The organism is Glutamicibacter sp. MOO4 (assembly GCF_056934395.1).
Genome location: NZ_CM167800.1, coordinates 1,073,710 through 1,092,969, shown reverse-complemented (window position 1 = coordinate 1,092,969; position 19,260 = coordinate 1,073,710). Strand labels below are relative to the sequence as shown.

General features: G+C 53.9%; 18 protein-coding genes. 5 read left to right on the top strand and 13 right to left on the bottom strand.

Annotation, left to right across the window (positions count from 1 at the left end; genetic code table 11):
* Window positions 1-31: 31 nt before the first annotated feature.
* The 5 genes from lplAB to AC1Z3F_RS04935 form a co-directional block, all read right to left on the bottom strand.
* Window positions 32-1,087, bottom strand: coding sequence for a lipoate-protein ligase LplAB (lplAB, locus tag AC1Z3F_RS04955; RefSeq protein ID WP_483566707.1), 1,056 nt, complete (start codon window positions 1,085-1,087; stop codon window positions 32-34).
* Window positions 1,088-1,249: 162 nt separating this feature from the next.
* Window positions 1,250-1,507: a type B 50S ribosomal protein L31 gene (locus tag AC1Z3F_RS04950; RefSeq protein ID WP_131088147.1), complete on the bottom strand. Its 258-nt coding sequence runs from the start codon at window positions 1,505-1,507 to the stop codon at window positions 1,250-1,252.
* A gap of 148 nt (window positions 1,508-1,655) precedes the next feature.
* Window positions 1,656-2,489, bottom strand: coding sequence for a TrmH family RNA methyltransferase (locus AC1Z3F_RS04945; protein ID WP_131088146.1), 834 nt, complete (start codon window positions 2,487-2,489; stop codon window positions 1,656-1,658).
* Window positions 2,490-2,493: 4 nt separating this feature from the next.
* Window positions 2,494-3,291, bottom strand: a complete 798-nt coding sequence (locus AC1Z3F_RS04940) for a sulfite exporter TauE/SafE family protein (protein WP_131088145.1) — start codon at window positions 3,289-3,291, stop codon at window positions 2,494-2,496.
* A gap of 28 nt (window positions 3,292-3,319) precedes the next feature.
* Window positions 3,320-4,105 carry an ABC transporter ATP-binding protein gene (locus tag AC1Z3F_RS04935; protein ID WP_131088144.1) on the bottom strand — a complete coding sequence of 262 codons (786 nt, stop codon included), beginning with the start codon at window positions 4,103-4,105 and terminating at the stop codon, window positions 3,320-3,322.
* Window positions 4,106-4,228: 123 nt separating this feature from the next.
* On the opposite strand from AC1Z3F_RS04935, the gene serB reads away from it, so the two are divergent.
* On the top strand, window positions 4,229-5,149 hold the full coding sequence (serB, locus tag AC1Z3F_RS04930) for a phosphoserine phosphatase SerB (RefSeq protein WP_262197818.1): 921 nt from the start codon (window positions 4,229-4,231) through the stop codon (window positions 5,147-5,149).
* Between the two features lie 162 nt (window positions 5,150-5,311).
* Complete coding sequence (locus tag AC1Z3F_RS04925) at window positions 5,312-7,042, top strand: VanW family protein (protein WP_131088142.1); 1,731 nt, start codon at window positions 5,312-5,314, stop codon at window positions 7,040-7,042.
* Window positions 7,043-7,204: 162 nt separating this feature from the next.
* On the opposite strand, the gene AC1Z3F_RS04920 is transcribed toward AC1Z3F_RS04925, so the two are convergent.
* Complete coding sequence (locus tag AC1Z3F_RS04920; RefSeq protein WP_131088141.1) at window positions 7,205-7,954, bottom strand: SDR family oxidoreductase; 750 nt, start codon at window positions 7,952-7,954, stop codon at window positions 7,205-7,207.
* A 65-nt stretch (window positions 7,955-8,019) separates the two neighbouring features.
* Window positions 8,020-8,742: a beta-ketoacyl-ACP reductase gene (gene fabG / locus AC1Z3F_RS04915; RefSeq protein WP_131088140.1), complete on the bottom strand. Its 723-nt coding sequence runs from the start codon at window positions 8,740-8,742 to the stop codon at window positions 8,020-8,022.
* A 215-nt stretch (window positions 8,743-8,957) separates the two neighbouring features.
* On the opposite strand from fabG, the gene AC1Z3F_RS04910 reads away from it, so the two are divergent.
* From AC1Z3F_RS04910 to AC1Z3F_RS04900, 3 genes are read left to right on the top strand one after another with little or no spacing between them, the layout of a single operon-like run.
* A complete protein-coding gene (locus AC1Z3F_RS04910) occupies window positions 8,958-9,356 on the top strand; it encodes a DUF3099 domain-containing protein (protein WP_483566706.1) in 399 nt (132 codons plus the stop codon).
* Window positions 9,356-9,601: an acetone carboxylase gene (locus AC1Z3F_RS04905; protein WP_131088138.1), complete on the top strand. Its 246-nt coding sequence runs from the start codon at window positions 9,356-9,358 to the stop codon at window positions 9,599-9,601. Before AC1Z3F_RS04910 ends, AC1Z3F_RS04905 begins: the two co-directional genes overlap by 1 nt.
* Window positions 9,602-10,507: an SURF1 family cytochrome oxidase biogenesis protein gene (locus AC1Z3F_RS04900; protein WP_131088137.1), complete on the top strand. Its 906-nt coding sequence runs from the start codon at window positions 9,602-9,604 to the stop codon at window positions 10,505-10,507.
* A 525-nt stretch (window positions 10,508-11,032) separates the two neighbouring features.
* Here the strand turns inward: AC1Z3F_RS04900 and AC1Z3F_RS04895 are convergent.
* The 6 genes from AC1Z3F_RS04895 to mptB (AC1Z3F_RS04870) all read right to left on the bottom strand — a co-directional run bounded on the left by AC1Z3F_RS04895 (window position 11,033) and on the right by mptB (AC1Z3F_RS04870) (window position 19,073).
* A complete protein-coding gene (locus tag AC1Z3F_RS04895; protein ID WP_131088136.1) occupies window positions 11,033-12,634 on the bottom strand; it encodes an ABC-F family ATP-binding cassette domain-containing protein in 1,602 nt (533 codons plus the stop codon).
* 132 nt (window positions 12,635-12,766) lie between these two features.
* Window positions 12,767-13,864, bottom strand: a complete 1,098-nt coding sequence (locus AC1Z3F_RS04890; protein WP_131088135.1) for a GTP pyrophosphokinase — start codon at window positions 13,862-13,864, stop codon at window positions 12,767-12,769.
* 79 nt (window positions 13,865-13,943) lie between these two features.
* Complete coding sequence (locus AC1Z3F_RS04885; RefSeq protein WP_444613345.1) at window positions 13,944-14,732, bottom strand: DUF2637 domain-containing protein; 789 nt, start codon at window positions 14,730-14,732, stop codon at window positions 13,944-13,946.
* Window positions 14,733-14,849: 117 nt separating this feature from the next.
* The gene (locus AC1Z3F_RS04880; RefSeq protein ID WP_483566705.1) at window positions 14,850-15,968 is read right to left on the bottom strand and encodes a VanZ family protein; all 1,119 of its coding nucleotides are present in this window, start codon (window positions 15,966-15,968) and stop codon (window positions 14,850-14,852) included.
* A 61-nt stretch (window positions 15,969-16,029) separates the two neighbouring features.
* Complete coding sequence (mptB, locus tag AC1Z3F_RS04875) at window positions 16,030-17,547, bottom strand: polyprenol phosphomannose-dependent alpha 1,6 mannosyltransferase MptB (RefSeq protein ID WP_483566704.1); 1,518 nt, start codon at window positions 17,545-17,547, stop codon at window positions 16,030-16,032.
* Window positions 17,547-19,073, bottom strand: coding sequence for a polyprenol phosphomannose-dependent alpha 1,6 mannosyltransferase MptB (gene mptB, locus AC1Z3F_RS04870; RefSeq protein WP_483566703.1), 1,527 nt, complete (start codon window positions 19,071-19,073; stop codon window positions 17,547-17,549). The genes mptB (AC1Z3F_RS04875) and mptB (AC1Z3F_RS04870) overlap by 1 nt, the downstream gene beginning before the upstream one ends.
* Window positions 19,074-19,260 lie beyond the last annotated feature (187 nt).

Below are 19,260 nucleotides of genomic sequence, written 5' to 3'. Positions count from 1 at the left end.
CCGGGCTCCTTGTCTGCCTGTACCAATACGGTTATGGAACGCGGGCAGTCCACTGCTCGGTATCAAATTTGGTCTCGGCCAGCTTCTTGGCTGCAGCGCGAGTTTCCTCGTCAAGTTGCGCAGGCTTGGCACCAGTTCGCTTTGCGAAGGTATCCATCATGACCTTGATGATTTCCAAACGGTCCAGCTCTGTTTGGGACTTCAAGGGATCTACTCGCTTTACCGCTGACGTAATCCCCTTGTCCGAAATTTTCTCACGGCCAATGCGCAGCACCTGAGTAATCTTTTCAGCATCAATGTCATAGCTCATCGTGACGTGATGCAGCATAGCGCCGTTGGCCAATCGCTTTTGAGCGGCACCGCCGATTTTCCCGGTCTGGGTGGCAATGTCATTCAGAGGCTTGTAGTGAGCTTTAAGTCCAATGCTCTCCAACGCTTCCATCACCCAAGCATCCAGGTACGGGTATGAATCGGCAAAGCTCATGCCGTCAACTAGGGACTCTGGGGCGTAAAGCGAGTAGGTGATGCAGTTGCCCGCTTCCATGAACATCGCACCGCCACCGGAAATGCGGCGCACAACCTTGATGCCATAGTTTTGTGCTTGTTCCATATCCACTTCGTTTTTCAGTGACTGGAAGGAGCCGATAACTACTGCGCCTTCGTTCCAGTCCCAGAAGCGAATGGTTGGTTTACGCACACCTTGAGCGATTTGCCGGGTGAGGACTTCGTCGAGAGCTACTTGTTCAGCAATCGGGATGATCTCTGGACCCAGCACTTCCCACTGGTGGTCTTCCCATTTGGTTGCGTGGCCGAGAGCTCGACGAACCACTCGCGCCACGGCATCTGCATCAAATCCGAACATGACTGCGCCGGTCCGCAGGTTCTTGGTGACTGCATCCCTAATGGTGCTGTGGCTGGCGTCTGTTGGCAGGCCCAGCACCGCTGCATTGAGGTCTTCTAACGCTTCATCAGGTTCTAAGAAGAAGTCACCGTTGAGTGAAACGTCGGTGATCTTTCCATCTTTGCTATCGAGATCTACAACGACTAATTTGCCACCGACAACCTTGTATTCACCATGATGCATCATGCCACTAGTCTATCCCTGACCACCGCTTTCCACAGCGCACGAGCGTGCAGATCACAGAATCAGCGAATCCTGAATTAAGGGCTGAAAATCGTCGCGTTAAAGCAAAACGACGTGCTTCCAAAAATGGAAGCACGTCGCATAAAGCTTGCGAGGGGCGAAGTATTACTTCTTGCCGCCGAAGCCCTTGAAGCGGGCGTTGAAGCGCTCGACACGACCAGCGGTGTCCATGATGCGCTGCTTACCGGTGTAGAACGGGTGCGAAGCAGCCGAGATTTCAACGTCAATCACTGGGTAAGTGTTGCCGTCTTCCCACTCGATGGTCTTGTCCGAAGTTGCGGTCGAACGGGTCAAGATCTTTTCGCCGGATGCCAGGTCGTTGAAAACCACAGCGGCGTACTTTGGATGGATATCAGCCTTCATAGCTATACACCTTTATGTTAATTGGCCACTGGATTTTGCCAGCAGCTACCTACTCGGAAATTTAGTCATATGCAGCAGAGATCATTGAAGAACTCGAAACACACAGACATTACATCCTATCGCACTATTTCACCTATGGAGAACCCTGTTAGCGTGGTGCGGAGCACAGATGCCAGAACGCAATAGCGCTAGCCGCACCCACGTTCAACGAATCAACTTCGCGATGCATCGGAATGATGACTGTGCGGTCAGCCAAAGCTAACGCTTCTTGCGTCACTCCCCTGCCTTCATTGCCCAAGATCATCGCAATTTTTTCGCCCGGTTTAATACGGACATCATTCAGTGCCACGGCATCATCGGTCAGTTCCATCGCAAGTAGTTCGTAGTCATGAGACTTGAGCTTTTGAATATCGGTGGGCCAGTTGTCCAACCGAACCCACGGAAGATCAAATACGGTGCCCATAGAAACGCGTGCGCTTCGGCGATACCAAGGATCAACACATTTAGGTGTCAGCAGCACAGCATCGATACCGAGTCCGGACGCGGACCGAATGATCGCGCCCAAGTTGGTGTGGTCTGCGATGTCTTCAAGAATCGCGATTCGCGAACTTGATTCGAGAACCTGATCCAAGTCGAGCGGTTCAGGGCGATTCATTGATGCCATTGCACCGCGATGCAGATGGAATCCAACCAGGTCTTCTAGTTGCTTGTCATGTCCGATGAAGATCGGGGCGGACGGGAACTTATTAAACTCTTCGGTCAACTGGCCCAAATGCTTTTCGGCCAACAGGAAGCTACGTGGAACATGGCCAGCATTAATAGCGCGCTGAACTACCTTGGTGCTTTCAGCTATATACAGTCCATTTTCAACGTCCGTTCGCATCCTCAGATGCGCTTCGGAGAGTCTCAAATATTCATCTAAACGGGGATCTTCTAGATCTGCAACGTGCAAGATGCGTTCAGGATTCACAATCTCGTTCATGGCTCTACAGCAACTTAATGATCATGTTGGTCAGGGCCATCAATCCCAGAACCACGATGAGTCCGCGTAGCCAACCAGGCGAAAGCTTGCGTCCAATCTTGGCGCCGATAAAGCCACCGATCAGTGATCCGACCGCAATCAACAAGACGATGAGCCAGTTGATGCGCTCGGGGGCGATCAGCAGATACATCACGGCGGCCATGAGGTTAACGATCAGCGAAAGAATTACCTTGATCGCGTTGGACTGTTGCAACGATGCGTGCAGGAATACCCCAAAGACCGCCATCAGCAGAACGCCCTGTGCCGCCGTGAAGTAGCCACCGTAAACGCCGATAACGAAGACCAAGATATACAAGATCATCGGTATTTTGGCACGGTCTGCCGCATCAGGATCCGAGCCACCTCGGGCCGCTTGGCGGGACTTGGCCCACGTAGCCAGTCGAGGCTGGAAGATCACCAAGACCAGTGCACAAATGAGCAGCACCGGAGCGACGACCCCGAAAACGCTTTCAGGAAGGTTGAGCAGAAGTAACGAACCGATCAGACCACCAACAAGTGAGACGGGAATCAGCTTGAGCAGTGTTTTCTTGACGCTTGCCGCTTCTCGGCGGTAGCCCCAAGCTCCGGAGAACCCTCCGGCGACTAGACCCATTGCGTTGGATACAACCGCATTGACCGGCGCAGTACCCAAGGCAACAAGAATAGGGAAAGTAACCAGAGTGCCGGAACCAACAACGGTATTGATGGTTCCGGCCCAGAGACCACCTATAAAGATCAGGGCTTCACGCCAAAATTCAACCACGCGGAGTGATCCCCTTTAGATAGTTCTCTTAGATCTTGGCAAAAGCCGAGAATCGTCCACCTTCGCGGCGAAGGGACAGCTTGAGACCGTACGTCGCTTCAAGGTTTTCTTCGGTAAGGGTGGACTCAAGTTCGCCAGCGGCAACAACTTCGCCTTCACGCATCATCATGATGTGCGTAAATCCGGCAGGAACTTCTTCAAGGTGGTGGGTCACGAGAACCAACGCAGGTGCGTCTTCGTCGGCTGCCAATTCGGCCATTTGCGCGACGAGTTCTTCTCGTCCTGCAAGGTCCAGTCCAGCTGCAGGCTCATCCAGAATCATCAGTTCCGGGTCAGTCATCAATGCGCGAGCAATCAATACACGCTTACGCTCACCCTCGGAGAGTTTGCCAAAAGGCTGATTCATGAAAGTGGACATACCCCACTGGTGTAGCAACTGGAAAGCACGACGCTCATCAAGCTTTTCGTACTGTTCACGCCAACGCCCGGTAGTACCGTAGGCAGCAGTCACCACAACGTTCAGTGCAGTCTCACTGGCTGGAATAGAATTCGCCACCAAGGCAGAGCTCAAGCCGATCAGGGGGCGCAGATCAAATACTGAAACCCGGCCTAGTCGTTCGCCGAGAATGTCGGCAGTTCCACGGGTAGGGTGCAACCGAGCGGCCGCAATATTCATGAGGGTCGATTTGCCGGCGCCGTTAGCACCGAGCACGATCCATCGTTGTCCTTCTTTAACTTCCCAGGACACGTCCTTGAGCAGTTCTTTTCGCCCGCGTACTACGCTGACATCTTTGAAAGTTAGCACTTCGCTCATGGTATTCAAGACTAGACTTTTCGGTGCTAATTCACTAATTGAATCACCGTCAAATCACCGCTTATCTCCCGGTCAGCACCGTCATGTTTGGTCGTAATCACAGAATCGACGAAAATTGGTTGCATGGCTTCTTCACTGGTTTTTGTCTCTCGCCCTTCTCTGCCCCGCACGCAGTTCCTTAATCTTTTGGAACTTGCTGTAGCTGCACACCTCATTCCGGAGGTTAGCGAGGAATCGATCAAGACCAGCCAAGATCGATTAGTTACCAAGTTGCATCTGCCTGATTCTGAGCGTAGCGAACTTCAAGACGATGCCAGTTCATTCCTCGATTCACAGGTGAGCGCTGGAAACATCAGTTATTCCGATGTATGCCTTGCTGTTGTTCCAGATGAGATCAGTGACGCGAAGCAGCTACTGCTTCTCATGGACGTTGATTCGACGTTGATTAAGCAGGAAGTTATTGAACTGCTCGCAGCGCACGCTGGGCGCGAAGCGGAAGTCGCTTCAGTCACCGAGGCCGCGATGCGTGGAGAACTGGACTTCGCACAGTCATTGATTCAACGGGTGGCCACACTAAAAAATCTTCCCGATTCTGTGCTTCAGGAAGTCGGTCAGCGCATCATCTTCTCAGATGGCGCACCATCGCTGGTCAAACGATTCCACGAAGCCGGCCACAAGGTCGCAGTGGTTTCGGGAGGGTTCCAGCAGATCCTCGACCCACTCGCGGCGACGCTAGGTTTGGACCATGCCCTTGCTAACACGTTGGGTATCACTGACGGAATCCTGGACGGAACCGTCCACGGCGAGATTGTTGACCGCACGATGAAGGAAACGAAACTTCGTCAATGGTCTGAGGAACACCAGATTCCACTGGCTGCCACTATCGCTGCCGGGGATGGTGCCAATGATCTGTCTATGGTTTCAGCCTCAGGATTGGGTATCGCTTTTAATGCGAAGCCAGCGCTGCGTGATCAAGCCGATGTGCGTCTAGATTTTGGTCGTCTGGATGTTATTGCTGATCTTGTGCTTGATGATCTTAGCTAGTTGTTTCCCGACAACTAGATAACAATTCGGTACATGCGGGCCTTTAGGCACGTTGTTCAGTTGCTCCAGCGGTTAGTATTTTGACTGACGCATTAATGGCCTGTGGTAGATACCTCGACCGAGCGGCATCAACATTACGCTTTCGAAAGAACTCTAATACCAGTGCAGACCACACCTCAGGACACTAACCCCGCAACGCCTTCTAACAAGAAGAAGTCGAAGAGCAAGGCTAAGCCTTGGATCATCGGCGGATCGTGCGCGGTAGCCCTTACTGCGGCATACTTCGGCGCTGCCGCAGTGATCAGCTCGCAGGTTCCGGCCAACGCTTCGGTGGCCGGTGTAACTATCGGTTCCATGAGCAAGGATGAGGCTCAGGCGGAACTTGCCAAAGTCGCAACTCCGCTGGCCGAAAAGCCTGTCGCGCTCAAGGTTAACGGCAAGGACTACGAGCTAGATCCAGCTAAGGCTGGCTTGAGCCTGAATGTCGCTGACACGGTCGAAGACCTTACCTCCTACGAGGTCAATCCGGTCAAGCTCTATGAACGACTCACCAACGACTACAACGTCACTCCTGACCTTGATGTTGACGAGGACAAGCTCAAGACCCAGGTAGAGGCTCTGGCTAAGAAGGCCAATGCCGAAGCTTCTGAGGGAAACATTGAGTTCGCTGACGGACAAGCCAAACTGACCAAGCCGGTTGATGGTGTCGCTTTGAACACCGACGACGCCGTCGAGAAAATCAGTGATGAATGGTCCATCGACGGTTCCGCTATCGAGTTGCCCGCAGAGGTGAAGAAACCACAGATCGCTGAAAAGGATCTGCAGACCTTCTACGATGATCAGGTCAAGGCGTTGCTCAAGGATGACGTAACCCTTGATTCGGGCGATAAGAAGGCCACCGTTTCGGCTTCAGACATCGCAAGCGCAGCTTCGTACGCACCTAAGGATGGCAAGCCTGCCATTGTTTTGGATGACAAGAAGTTGTACAAGTCAGCGACCAAGGGCACGGATCTTTCCAGCACCGCCAAGGATGCAAAGATCACTTTGAAGGACGGTAAGCCTTCGATCACCGAGTCAGCCAACGGCATTTCTCTGGAAACCGATGGTTTAGGCGCAAAGGTGCTAGCGGCGACCACCGCTGCTAACCGCACTGCAACCGTGAAGATGACCGAAACTGAACCGGACTTCACTACCGCGGATGCCAAGGAGTTGGGCATCAAGGAACCGATCGTTGACTTCTCGACTCCGTATCCTGCCTCAGATAAGGTCCGCACCAAGAACCTGAAGGCCGGATCCGCACGAGTCACCGGTGTCATTGTTAAGCCTGGCGAACAATTCTCATTGTTAGATACCCTGGGCCCAATCACCGAGGCTAACGGTTACTTCACTTCAGGTGTTGTTGAAAACGGCTTCAGCTCGGAAGCAGTTGGTGGCGGCCTGTCGCAGATTTCCACTCAGATGTACAACGTCGGCTTCCTGGCCGGCTACGACGACATCACCCACAAGCCTCACTCCCGCTGGTTTGACCGCTACCCTGCTGGTCGTGAAGCTACCTTGTGGGAAGGCCAGGTCGATATGATCTGGAAGAACAACACTAAGTATGGCGTGATGGTTCAGGCTTGGGTTGACGACGATGCGGTTCATACCCGCCTGTGGTCCACCAAGTACTGGAAGGTCACCCAGAAGACCTCGGATAAGTACAACAAGACCAATCCTGAAACCAAGTACAACAGCGCTGAAAAGTGTGTTTCAGAATCTGGCGGACAAAAGGGCTTCACCATCGATGTCACTCGCTACCGTGAGTCCATTGACGGTTCCGCTAAGCTCCCAGCCGATAAGAAGACATGGACTTACAGCCCATGGAACAAGATCATTTGTGGCGAAAAGCCATAACAGAATCCATTAGTTGACTATCGCCGGATGCCTTTTCAAACAAAGGCATCCGGCGATTTTTTTAGAATCCTACCGATGATCCAAGGGTGCAAAACAAAGGCTGGTGTCCAACATCCGTGAGAGATGCTGAACACCAGCCTTTGGTGTTGCTAAAGCTGCAGGTTACTTACCGGCCTGCTCCAGGAAGTCTCCTGCGCCGCCAACCAGTTCGGTGTGTCCGGTTTCAACGTCAGCAAAGACCATCTTGGCAACTTCAGCGCCGAACTCTTCAACGGAGTACAGCTTGCCAGCGGCCTCGCGGCGAGCATCAATTGCACCTGGCTCCATGCGGTTAAGCAGGGTTGCGGTGATGGTGCCCTCGATCATGTCACCCGAGACAACTACAAAGCTGATGTTCTTTTCGCTCAGCTGTGGAATCAGCTCGCGCAGTGCGTCTTCGCCGGCACGCTTGGACTTGGCCACTTCGTCGTAAGCGCCCATGGTGGAAACTTCATTGATGAAGTGTGCCTGGTGGCTGGTGACGAATACAACTCGGCCACCTTCGCTCATCTTTGGCAATGCTGCGGTGAGCATGGCTACCTGTGCGTCGCGGTTCAAACGCAGCGCGTAGTTCTCACCGAGGGAAGTTTCCATGCCACCCGAAGCGTTCAGTACCAGTACGTCTAGGGAGCCGAAGTTCTCAACTGCGGCGTCAACCAAAGCCTGTGGGCCCTCAACGGTGGTCAGGTCCGAGCCAACAGCTACGGCCTTGCCACCCTTTGCTTCGATCGCTGCAACGATCTTGTTTGCGCGTGGGGCCTTTGCGCGGTAGTTCACTACAACGCCAATGCCCTGCTCTGCCAACAGCTGTGCGGTAACCGCACCAATGCCGCGGGAGGAACCGGTAACTACTGCACCTTTGTATTCGCTCATTTTGATTGTTCTCCTTAGGTCTTCGGGAAAATTGATTGTGCCCTTACTTAGGGCAATGAAAACTTCTAGTGGCCCATGCCTAGGCCGCCGTCAACGGGAATCACGGCGCCGGAGATGTAAGCAGCCTCGTCACTGGCGATCCAGCGAACAACGTTGGCTACTTCTTCTGGCTCGGCGAAACGGTTGGCTGGAATATTAGCCAGGTAACCCTTTTGGGTTTCTTCTGGCAGCACAGAGGTCATTTCGGTGTTGATGAAGCCAGGTGCAACAACGTTTGCGGTGATGCCACGGGAGCCAAGCTCGCGGGTCAACGAACGAGCGATGCCTACCAAGCCGGACTTGGATGCTGCGTAGTTGATCTGTCCTGGCGAACCGTAGAGACCGACTACCGAGGAGATCAGGACAACACGGCCCTTCCTCAGGCGCATCATGCCCTTGCTTGCGCGCTTAATAACGCGGAAGGCGCCGGTGAGGTTGGTGTCGATTACCGAGCTGAAGTCATCTTCACTCATACGCAAGAGCAGGGTGTCCTTGGTGACGCCCGCATTAGCAACAAGTACTTCTACTGGACCGTGCGTTGCTTCAACTTCTTTGAACGCCTCATCGATCGATGCGCTGTCGGTGACATCAGCTTTGACACCCAACAGGCCGGCGGGAACCTCGCCGCTGCGGTAGGTGATAGCTACCTTGTCGCCGTTAGCCTCAAAGGCACGAGCGATCGCAAGGCCGATGCCGCGGTTGCCGCCGGTCACGAGGACGCTGCGGCCAGTGGTTGGTTCCGTAGTCAATGTATTTCTCCATTCATGCGCCTACTCAAGCGTGTCCGAATCATGTGATCGGGGCCTCGTCTGACGCACTTTGCCTAGTTAAGTAGCTTCTCCGTGATCAATCCTATTAGTTACTGGCTGGTTTTACCGCTTCGACAGCGCGTAGAAATTACGCTCTTCGCGCCACAAGTGAGACAATGGAAGCAGTTTCCGCACAGCAAAGTGAAGTCTTTTACATGTCATCTCAGCCCACGAATCATGATTCTGGTGAGCCGGGCGTTCACCGCATCACCGAAGCGCGTGAATCCCACAGCTCCGAGCGCGATAGCCGTGTGCGCAAGTACACGATATCGATGTCCGTGCGTATGGCTTGTTTCATCTTGGCATTTTTCTTTGATAACTGGCTGCGTTGGTTCTTCATTGCTGGCGCAGTGATCCTGCCCTATATCGCCGTGGTCATTGCCAACGGCGGTGCCGATCTAACCAAGCGCGAACCGGCTCCTGAGTTCTACAAAGCACCAGAGCCACAGCAGATTCCTGCAGCTGCCTCCACGCAAGAAACTAACTTTGATAACGATGACGTGATTGACGGAACTTTTGTTGATCAGCCCAGCAGCACCGACAAGGAGGACTAGTGGATTTATTAGGTTCACTGGGACAGCCTCAGTCCCCCGCCGAAGTTCAGTGCTCGCGTAAAGGATGCCGAAACCACGCGGAGTATCAACTGCTGTGGAACAATCCGAAAATCCACACTCCCGAGCGCCGTAAGATTTGGCTGGCCTGCCCGGAACATTTGCAGTGGCTGGAAACCTACCTCAAAGAGCGCCTTCTTCATCGCGAGACGTTGCCACTGTCCAGCACCTCAGGAGACACTGCGTAGATGTATCGATTTCTAGCAAGCACCCGCTGGGTTGGCTGGTTGGTACTGGTGGCGATCTTCGCCGCAGCGTGCATTAGCTTGGGCAATTGGCAAGCAAACCGTCGAGACCAAGTTCTTACCGGTATTGAACGAGTGAACCGCAATTACTTTGCTGACCCGGCTACCGGAGAAGAGGCGTTAGCCAAGTTCAAACAGCTTCCAGAAGAAAAGACCTGGATGACTGTCTCACTCACCGGTAGCTACATCGCTGATGACACCTACATTGTTCGAAACCGCATCAAAGCGGGCCGCCCTGGTTATGAAGTCCTCGTACCTTTTAAGACCAGCAACGGCGAAGTAGTGATTATTGACCGCGGGTATTTGCCTATTGGCGACAAGGAAAGTGGTCATCCCGACGCGGTGCCAGCACCACCTTCTGGAAAAGTCACCATCAACGCTCGGCTGAAGCCTTCTGAAGTTCGTCTTGACCGCGGTGCTCCTGAGGGACAGATCGCTTCAATTCAGTTGCAAGATTATGCCCAGCACCTGAACTACGACATCGCTCAGGGTGCCTACGGCATCATGTATCAAGAAGATCCTGCCCCGGCTTCGGCTCCCCTGCCGTTGGATGCACCGGACATGGATGAGGGCCCACACCTATCCTACGAATTCCAGTGGTATGCCTTTGGTGTGCTCGCCTTTGTCGGTTTCTGGTACGCGGCACGACAGCAGAAGAGGCTCAACGCTGAAGATGCAGCTGAAATAGCTGAAGCTAAGGCACTGGGTTTTGACGAACCTATTCACAAGGTTCGCAAGGTCCGCTCGGCTGAAGACAAAAAATTTAGGCGCGACGGTTCGCTAACCGATGAGGCCACCGAAGACGCGATGCTGGATCAGCCAGTGAGTTCTTCCCCAGATCAGAAGTAACTAGCCCACTAGCCATTCGGCTCAAGGTGTCCAGCGAACGGCATCAGATTGGCAACTTTCTGTTGCGCTATCCTGCTCGCTGTTTTGGGCACAGGATGCATCAACGAGTCTGCGTTGGCCCAACGGTTCATCAAGCGTGAGGGTATAGGGCACGGCCTCATTTGATTGGCAGGTTTGCGCGTTGCCCTTCAGCGGTTCAACTACTAAACCAACTAAGACATCCTCGTTGGAGTAGCTCACCTGCGTTACGGTAATCTCTCCGGTCACCCCAGAGCCACAAGCAATTCGAGTCACCTTCAAATCAAGGTGGGTGCTCTGTGCGGTCAGAGCCGCGGGGTCTGCTAGTTCCCATTATGCGTTGATCTGATCCGGTGTGTTCTTGGCACAGCCACTTAGTGACATAGTGGCCACGATCAGGCCAACACAAGCAACTCGGAAAAGCTCTGTAGATAAACGCATGGCTTGGCACATCCCATCTAGTGGTGTTGTGCCAAGCCTACGAGATTCGAGCTTTGCGGTAAACGCTTAGGTCAGCGAGACCAATTCTAGGTAGTCCTCGTTGAACAAGTCTTCGTCGCCGTCAGGCAAGATAACTACACGTTCTGGCTTCAAGGACATGACTGCGCCCTCATCGTGGCTGACCATAACTACTGCACCTGGGAAGGTGGACAGTGCGCCCAAAACCTCGGCGCGGGACGCTGGGTCCAAGTTGTTAGTCGGCTCATCAAGAAGCAGTACGTTTGCGCTGGAAGCCACAATGGTTGCCAGAGCAAGACGAGTCTTCTCACCGCCGGAAAGTACACCGGCAGGCTTGGACACGTCATCACCAACAAACAGGAATGAACCTAGGATCGAACGCACATCAGCGTCATTGAGGTGATCAGGTGCGTTACGACGCATGTTATCCAGTACCGAAGCTTCTGGATCCAGGGTGTCGTGTTCCTGTGCGAAGTAGCCGATCTTCAGGCCGTGGCCTGGAATGATCGAGCCGCTATCCGGTTCGGCCACACCTGCGAGCATACGCAGCAAGGTGGTCTTACCAGCACCGTTCAGTCCCAAGATCACGACCTTTGAGCCGCGGTCAATAGCCAGCGACACGTCGTTGAAGATCTCCAACGAGCCGTAAGCCTTGGACAGGCCCTCGGCCATCAATGGGGTCTTGCCACATGGTGCTGGATCCGGGAAGCGCAGTGCTGCGACCTTATCGGAAGAACGCTCTTCCTGAAGGCCGGAGAGCATACGATCCACACGCTTAAGCATGGACTGTGCTGCCGAAGCCCCCGAGGCACGAGCCTTCATCTTGTTGGCCTGAGCCTGCAAGACCGAAGCCTTCTTCTCGATGTTGGTACGCTCGCGCTTACGAGCGCGCTCATCGGTTTCGCGCTGGATTTTGTAGCGCTTCCAGTTCATGTTGTAGACATCGACTACACCACGGTTGGCGTCAAGGTTCAGCACCTTGTTAACGGTTTCTTCCATCAAGCCGGTGTCGTGGCTGATCATCAGCACGCCGCCAGCGTAGTTCTTGATGAAATCGCGTAGCCACATGATCGAGTCAACGTCCAAGTGGTTAGTTGGCTCATCGAGCAGCAGAGTTTCGGCATCCGAGTAAAGGATTCGGGCCAATTCCACACGACGACGCTGACCACCGGAAAGGGTGCGCAACGGCTGATCCAAGATACGGTCCGGCAAGTCCAAGTTGGCGCAAATTGCTGCAGCTTCAGACTCAGCGGCGTAACCACCGGCAGCGATGAATTCAGCTTCTAGGCGGTCATAACGACGCATGGCCTTTTCGGAGACGGCTTGGTCTTCGCTTGCCATCTCGTCACGGTTCTTGGCCAACTTGCCAAGGACAACGTCTAGTCCACGGGCGCCAAGAATGCGGTCACGAGCCAGTTGCTCCATGTCCGGAGTTTTAGGGTCCTGCGGCAAGTAGCCGATGGATCCCTTGTAAGTTACTTCGCCCGACGCAGGCTGGGTTTCGCCGGCGAGGACCTTGGTCATGGTCGTCTTTCCGGCACCGTTTCGGCCCACCAGTCCGATCTTGTCGCCCTTGTCGATGCGGAAGTTTACTTCGTCCATCAGCAAGCGGGCGCCGACGCGTAGCTCAAGGTTGGCTACGGAAATCATATGGTGTGGCCCTTTCACGCGGGAAAAAATATTATGGCCCGTTAATGGGCAACTTAACTAGTCTACTAGCCAAGAGCTAAACCACTGGTGGAAAGTGCATAAACTAACAATCCGCAGTGGTTCACCTCTTGGCTAACTACCCAGCTGGGAGCGGTAATCCTTCATCTGAATTAGACGACGGCGCAACGAGCCTTCACGGCGAAGGTCTCCGCCGCTGGTTTTATCGATATGTTCCTTGCCAAATCTCCACAGCAATACATCATCAAGCAGACGGTCCGGCCCTGGAGAATAACGGTGATCAAGTGCGGCACGCACGTCGGTCACCACATTGGCATCAAGTAGCTGAGCGAGTTGCCACGTCTGGTTAATCTCGTGGGCATCAAGTAATTCTGCGGCCCACGACCAGTCGTCATCACGCTTACGGTCAACGTGCGGCAACAGGGTTTGCCAGATCTCACCAATTTTTTCACTGGTCAGCGGCTCAGCACCGGCACCTTGTTGGTCGTGATAACCATTAAGTCGGTGATAGAGCTCGTCAATGTCGGTGAAGTAATCTTCCACGGTTTCCAGCATGGCTGCAGTGGCGGTGAAATGCCGGTCAATCTGTGGATTCCAAGCTGCCTCGCCCGGGTGCTTAAAGCGGATGTCGTGTTCCATCTCGCTCCACGCGTGCTGGAGCACGGTGCGGATCTGCACTTCAAAAACAAAGTTTCCGCTGGCTACTACAGGCTTGCCCAACGCTTCTTGGAATTTGCGTACGGTAGGTTCGCTACGGGTTTTTAGCAGCAGGTGTCGTGAGGAGTATCCGTAGGTTCCGGATTCAACCGAGCCAATATCCTTCTCCCGGTCGCTTCGGCAATCGAAAGAATCCCGGTGCGATTTGATCAGGCTAGCCACCTGTTGGATCTCGTGAGGCAGCATGACGATGATTCGGATACCGACCATGTCATGGATTTCGCGCAACGGATTCGGAAATTCCAGTACCGGTGCGCTCTCGGAGGTTTCTTGCAGCCGACGCGAGGCCTTGGCAGTAAATGACGCAGCAGATTTAACCCGACCAGTGATGAACAACGGCTGGACTTCACTTTGAGCAAATAGCCTACGGATCTTGGCCTTCATGGCCGACATAACCGTATTCAGTTCGCCGGTTACAGATTTGTACTGTTCAACGGCGGTCGCAATGTTCTCAGAGAACTCGTCGTCCTTCTGTTCATGCTGTGGAACCGTCATTGCTGCCTCCTAGGTGCTGATCTGCTCGTTGCTTTAGTCCTTATACTTGCTCTCGCCGGCCGGGATTCTCTATGTGAAATTACGGACGGGAAAGACGCTTGGCCATGTCGTCAAACAACGGGGCCTTATCTTCTACAGGCTTGCCTGGCTTAGCCTTTGGCGCTGCAGCGGTCTGCGGATTCTGGGCGGTCTGGGTGTTTGCCTTGGCGCTGGCGGTTTTTGCATCAGCGCGTGCGCTGGCAATACCTTCGGCGCGAGCACGAGCCAGAGCGTCTTGATGCTGCTGTTCCAGTTCAGTCAAACGCTCGGACTCAGCAGTCTGCGCATCGGTCAACGCTGCACTGTATCCATCATCGTAAGCAACACCGTATTTCTCGGCGTTGGCCTGCTCTTCGTCGTATTCCAATTCAGCGCGAAGCTTCGAGGCTTCTGACTTCTTCTGGTACATGTGCACGGTCAAGTGAGTGATGGCCAAAAGAACGATTGGAGGCATGGCTGCCACAAGCGCCGAAACAACCGCTGGCACACCGTTTTCGATGGAATCAACGGTAAGAATCGCATGGGTTGAGTTTGCGGCCGTGGAAACCACTGCACCGAAGAACAATAGTGACCATGGGTAGACCATGGCCTTGCGGCTAAAGCCGTTCAAGGCGACGATGGCCACGGTTGCGGCAACGATCATACCGTCAATGATGATTGGCCAGATCCAGGCTAGGCGGGGGCTAATTCCTGAACGTTCGGCGAGGTCGGTCAGTGCGGCGAACGACAAAACGAATGCGCCAATGGCGATCAGAACCGTTGCGCCGACAGCGGTACCTAGGACTGCCTTGTGCGGTTCATTCGGGATGTCGAGCTTATTTTCTTCCATGCTGCAGGGCAGACCTAACTTCTCAATATTCGGATATGTCGTCGAAAGCGAGTTTGATAGCCCCAAGTTACTGGTCAAAAAGCCATCAGTTCTTATTTTAGCCCCACATGATCAGTGCTATTGCGCCGGAGGTCGTATTGCTCGACGATCAATAAATCCGGTGCCACTAGCCATGGCCGCCAGTCCCCGCAATTGTGAATCCGCAAGGAAGAATACCGCGCTAATTACCATGTACGCGGTGAGCACCATATTCAGTACTGGGTAGGGACTTAGATTGGTGATACTGGTGGAAATTTGGAAAAGGAAGGTAACCCCGCCGAAGCCAAGAACGCTTCGCAGTACCGCTCGCCAGGCCGGCGCCGGGCCACCGTTTTCTCCGGTAACCATGAGCCAGGCGCAACGCTGTCCGAGCGATGCGCGCCCTGGGGTGAGGTTGGGCAGCAAGAAGACGAAGAAGACAACCACTACTGGGATCCACAGATTCATCAGCTTTTCGTTGGTCACCGGCCCGCCTAGTTTTTCTACCAGTGAGAGTGCGCCTGAGATAACAAAAACGGCGCCGGTAGTGATCGCTAGATCAAAAACGTTGGCCAGTACTCGGCGTGCACGACTAACCCTGCGTGGAGCTGCGTATCGCGCGTCCCCTTCCCTTGGACCAGTCAGGAAGCTGAACACGGGCAAGTAGGCAAAGACTGCGCCAGCTAGTGTCCCGGCGGTATTCATGATTATGTCATCAACATCAGCTACGCGGTAGGCGCAGTCGTACAGTCCCCAGATGCCGGTGTACTGGGTCAACTCAATTGAAAGCGACGCTGCAAAGCCAAGCACGATGGCGGTGAAGATATTTCCTCTGAGCCAGCGCACGGCCAGAAGTCCCAAGGGCATGAACAAAATGACGTTGAAGATCACTTGCCACAGGGTAAAACTGGTCGCAAAACCACGCATCCCTTGCTCGGCGATAGTTAGTTCAAAGTCGTTAACAAAGTGCCCCGGGTTTAGCTGCGGAAGACCGCGTCCCGGAACGCAGGCCGCACTACGCGAGCTAGGCAGTGGCAACATGGTGTAACTGAATAAACCGAAGCCATACACCGCTGCCGCAGCAGTGGTAATGGTCCTACGCCAAGACAGTCGACCATGCCGACGGTACTGAAGTGCCAATAGGAAAATGCCTGCAGCGCCCAAGAAGAGGGCACCACCAAGCATGGCTATGGTCGCTGGCCAGAACATCGTTTGCATAGTTCAATCTAAGCCGATGCTCCAAAGTAAGCCCTGTGCCCGGATGTGTGATCTTGACTATCTAGGATTTTTTGTTGCGGTGTTCCGCGCTGTCCAAGGGCCCGAACGGACCATCAAGAACCCGACGCGTAGTCGAATCAAAGCGGAAGAGCCCGACAAACAGCAATACAGTCAGCACACCAGCAAAAGTCTTCATCATCCATGCTGTGTGCCATTGCTCTATGGAAAGCTGGTCAACAAAAACGGCAACCAGAATGAGGCTGGAAGCATAGATCATCAATTTTTCGGAGGTCCAAGACACCCGGTGCGAGATGGCGAAAAATGCCATGAGCCAAAGAATGTACCAAGGCTGAATGATGGGTGCCAGCAAGACCACTGCAGACAGGGACCAAGCTGTGAGGCGTACCGGATTTGAGATGTTCTTGGCCAACGCAAGACGAGCCACAATGGCCAGGGCAAATAGTTGGAACAGCTGAACGACAATGCTGTTCACTAGTAACGCGTTGCCACCAAGCAGTCCGGCCAGTTTGCTAAGGCTCCAACCGACCAGGCCCACCGGTGCATAGGGGAAGGCCGCATCGCCGGCGCTGAACATCGCAGGGATCCAACCGAACCAGAGGTTTGTCACCGCACCAATGATGGTCAACCAGATCAATGACAGGACAGAGACTTTGGCCCAGACAATCCAACGAGCACGTTTGGATGGATTTTTGTTCAGGAGAATCAAGCCGATAAATGGCAGTGCCAGAAGCACGATCGGTTTAACCGAAACTGCCATCGCCAAGGCCATCGATGAGGCAACAGGGCGCCGATCATAGGCATAGGCCAACGCGCTGAAGACACCGGCAATCATTAGTGCGTCGTTATGCACGCCGCCAATCATGGTCAGCAAGAACAGTGGGTTACCTACAATTGCCCAATTGGCCCAGTTAGGATTCTGTCCCATCTTCTTGGCCAACTTTGCGGTGAAGTGATAACAGCCAAGTACACCCAGGGCCGCAACAATGCGAAGCAGGCCCACTCCGATTTCCGGAATGCCATTCGAGGCAAAAAAGATGATGCGGGCCAAAACCAAGAAGAAGGGACCGTAGGGCGACGGAGACTGCGCCCAGAGGCCGTCTGATCCTCCATCGAACCAGCCGGGTAGGGCTGAAATCCCTTCAGCGTAGGGAGACTTGTCGGCATGCAACATTCGTCCCTGAGCAAGGTAGGAATATACGTCACGGCTCAGAATGGGGAAACTCAACATGAGCGGTGCTGACCACATCGTGATGAGCTTGCCCAATTGTCCTGAAGTAATGTCAGTTGACTTCTGAACCCGTGGACGGGTGACAACCCACGTTCGGGTCAGCCAGACCATGCCCAAGGCCATGAGCACAATGCAGGTAATGACGCCGCTCGCCTCGGTACGAAATTCGATGAAGAATCCACTCCGAGCTATCGGCGAGAGCTGATTGCGCGGAAACCAGCCAATCCCCCAGGACGCGACGGTGATCATCACCGACGCTGCAAAGCCCTGCCATCCAAGCGATCGCAGACTTTCCCCCTGTAATTTCCGGCGAATTTCCAGCACTGTCACTAGGCCTTCTTTTCCTTTGTCAGCCAATTAGTTGAGCTCAAGAGGTCAGGGACAATTGACTTGGTTTTCCGATCAAAGAAGACAAGATAGACGGCGCAAGCGATGGAGGTTCCCCAGGAAATCATTTGTACGCGAGGCACCAGGGATTCTTGCAAGAATTGCCAGACGAAAATTTGGTCGGCAGCTTGGTAGGCCAAGAAGAAAATAGTGGTCAAGTGTAGCCACAGCATCTGCCAGTCATCGCGAAGTCCGGTGACCGCGAAGAACGGCAGAAGCCACAAGAGGTACCAAGGCTGAATGACTGGGGACAAAACCACAATGGCCGAATAGGCAATGGCCATGCGCTGAACCAAATGTGAGTACTTTCCACGGAACATCAACACCATGGCTACGCCAACACCGAGCAGACGACCAATGGTGCTGATGGTTGGGAGCACTCCGGTTGATTCAAGCCCAAACGAGTGGAAGATGCTCGTCATTGCGACGGTCATCAAACCCAGCGGGGCAAAGATTGAGAATCCAGAACCGGTGTAGTGAAGCATGACATCTAGCCAACCGAACCAGTAGCCGTTCAACCAGCCAACGAAGGTCATCAGTGCCAGGAAGATCAGACCTGAATAGGCCCAGTACAAGATACGGCGTGGCCATTTGGCTTCGGGCCCGGCCCAGAGCAGACCGATAAATGGCAATAGAACCAACGTGATCGGCTTGACTCCGATGGAAGCGGCCAACACAACGATGGCCCAGAAACCGTGACGCTTGCACGCTAGGTAAACGGCCCATACGGACAGTCCAGTCATCAAAGCATCGTTGTGCGCGCTGGCCACAAAGTTCACCAGGAACAACGGGTTTGCCACAGTCATCCAGGTAGCTTTTGCCCCCGATACCCCGTGCAGTTCAGCAAGCTTTGGCACAAAATGCAAGCAAAGAAGAACACCGATAAACGCGATAGCGCGGAACGCGAGGATGGCGGCGTCGGTAGAGCCACCAACCAGTTTGGCTACCAAGTATTCAATGGAAAGAAAGAGTGGCCCATACGGGGTCCCATCTTGAGCCCACATGGTGTCGGTCCCCAGCTGGAACCAATTGTTCAAACTTGAGATGCCATCAACATATGGGTCCTGACCGGCTACCACCAGTCGCCCCTGGCCAAGGTAGGCAAAAGCATCGCGGCTCATGATTGGCAGGGCCACAAACATGGGAATGCTCCACAGCCAGACCGCCCGGCGAACAATCTTCAGTGATCCTTCGCCCCAGTCGCGAAGCTTCTGCCCTAGGCGCCACCAGGAGCGAAAGAGCAACCAGCAACCAAGCGCCAAGAGAATCACGCAGAGGATCACGCCCGAAGATTCGGTGCGCAGCATAATGAAAAACGGATCCCGATTCAGCGGGGAAACGCTAGCTAGCCAGCCAGTGCCGAAAGAGCCAAAAAGTATCAGCGAAGCGCCAATGACGCCACTGAGCAGCGTCTTGTTCACTCCAGCGTTTGGCTGGGATCGCACTGCTTCTAAGTTGCTGGCTGACACACTGACACCTCGTGCTGTAGCGGACCAAAATTCGTGAATTTCAAGGCCTACGTCGTATCAAAAGCTCCCCTGACAGAGGGTCTTTTGGTAGCCAGAATTCTCTGCCGATTTTAGCATTGTCTCTCCGCTTAGCTTGGGCAGGACACTGCTTGCACTCGTGCTTTCACCGCGTGCGCTCTCCCACAGG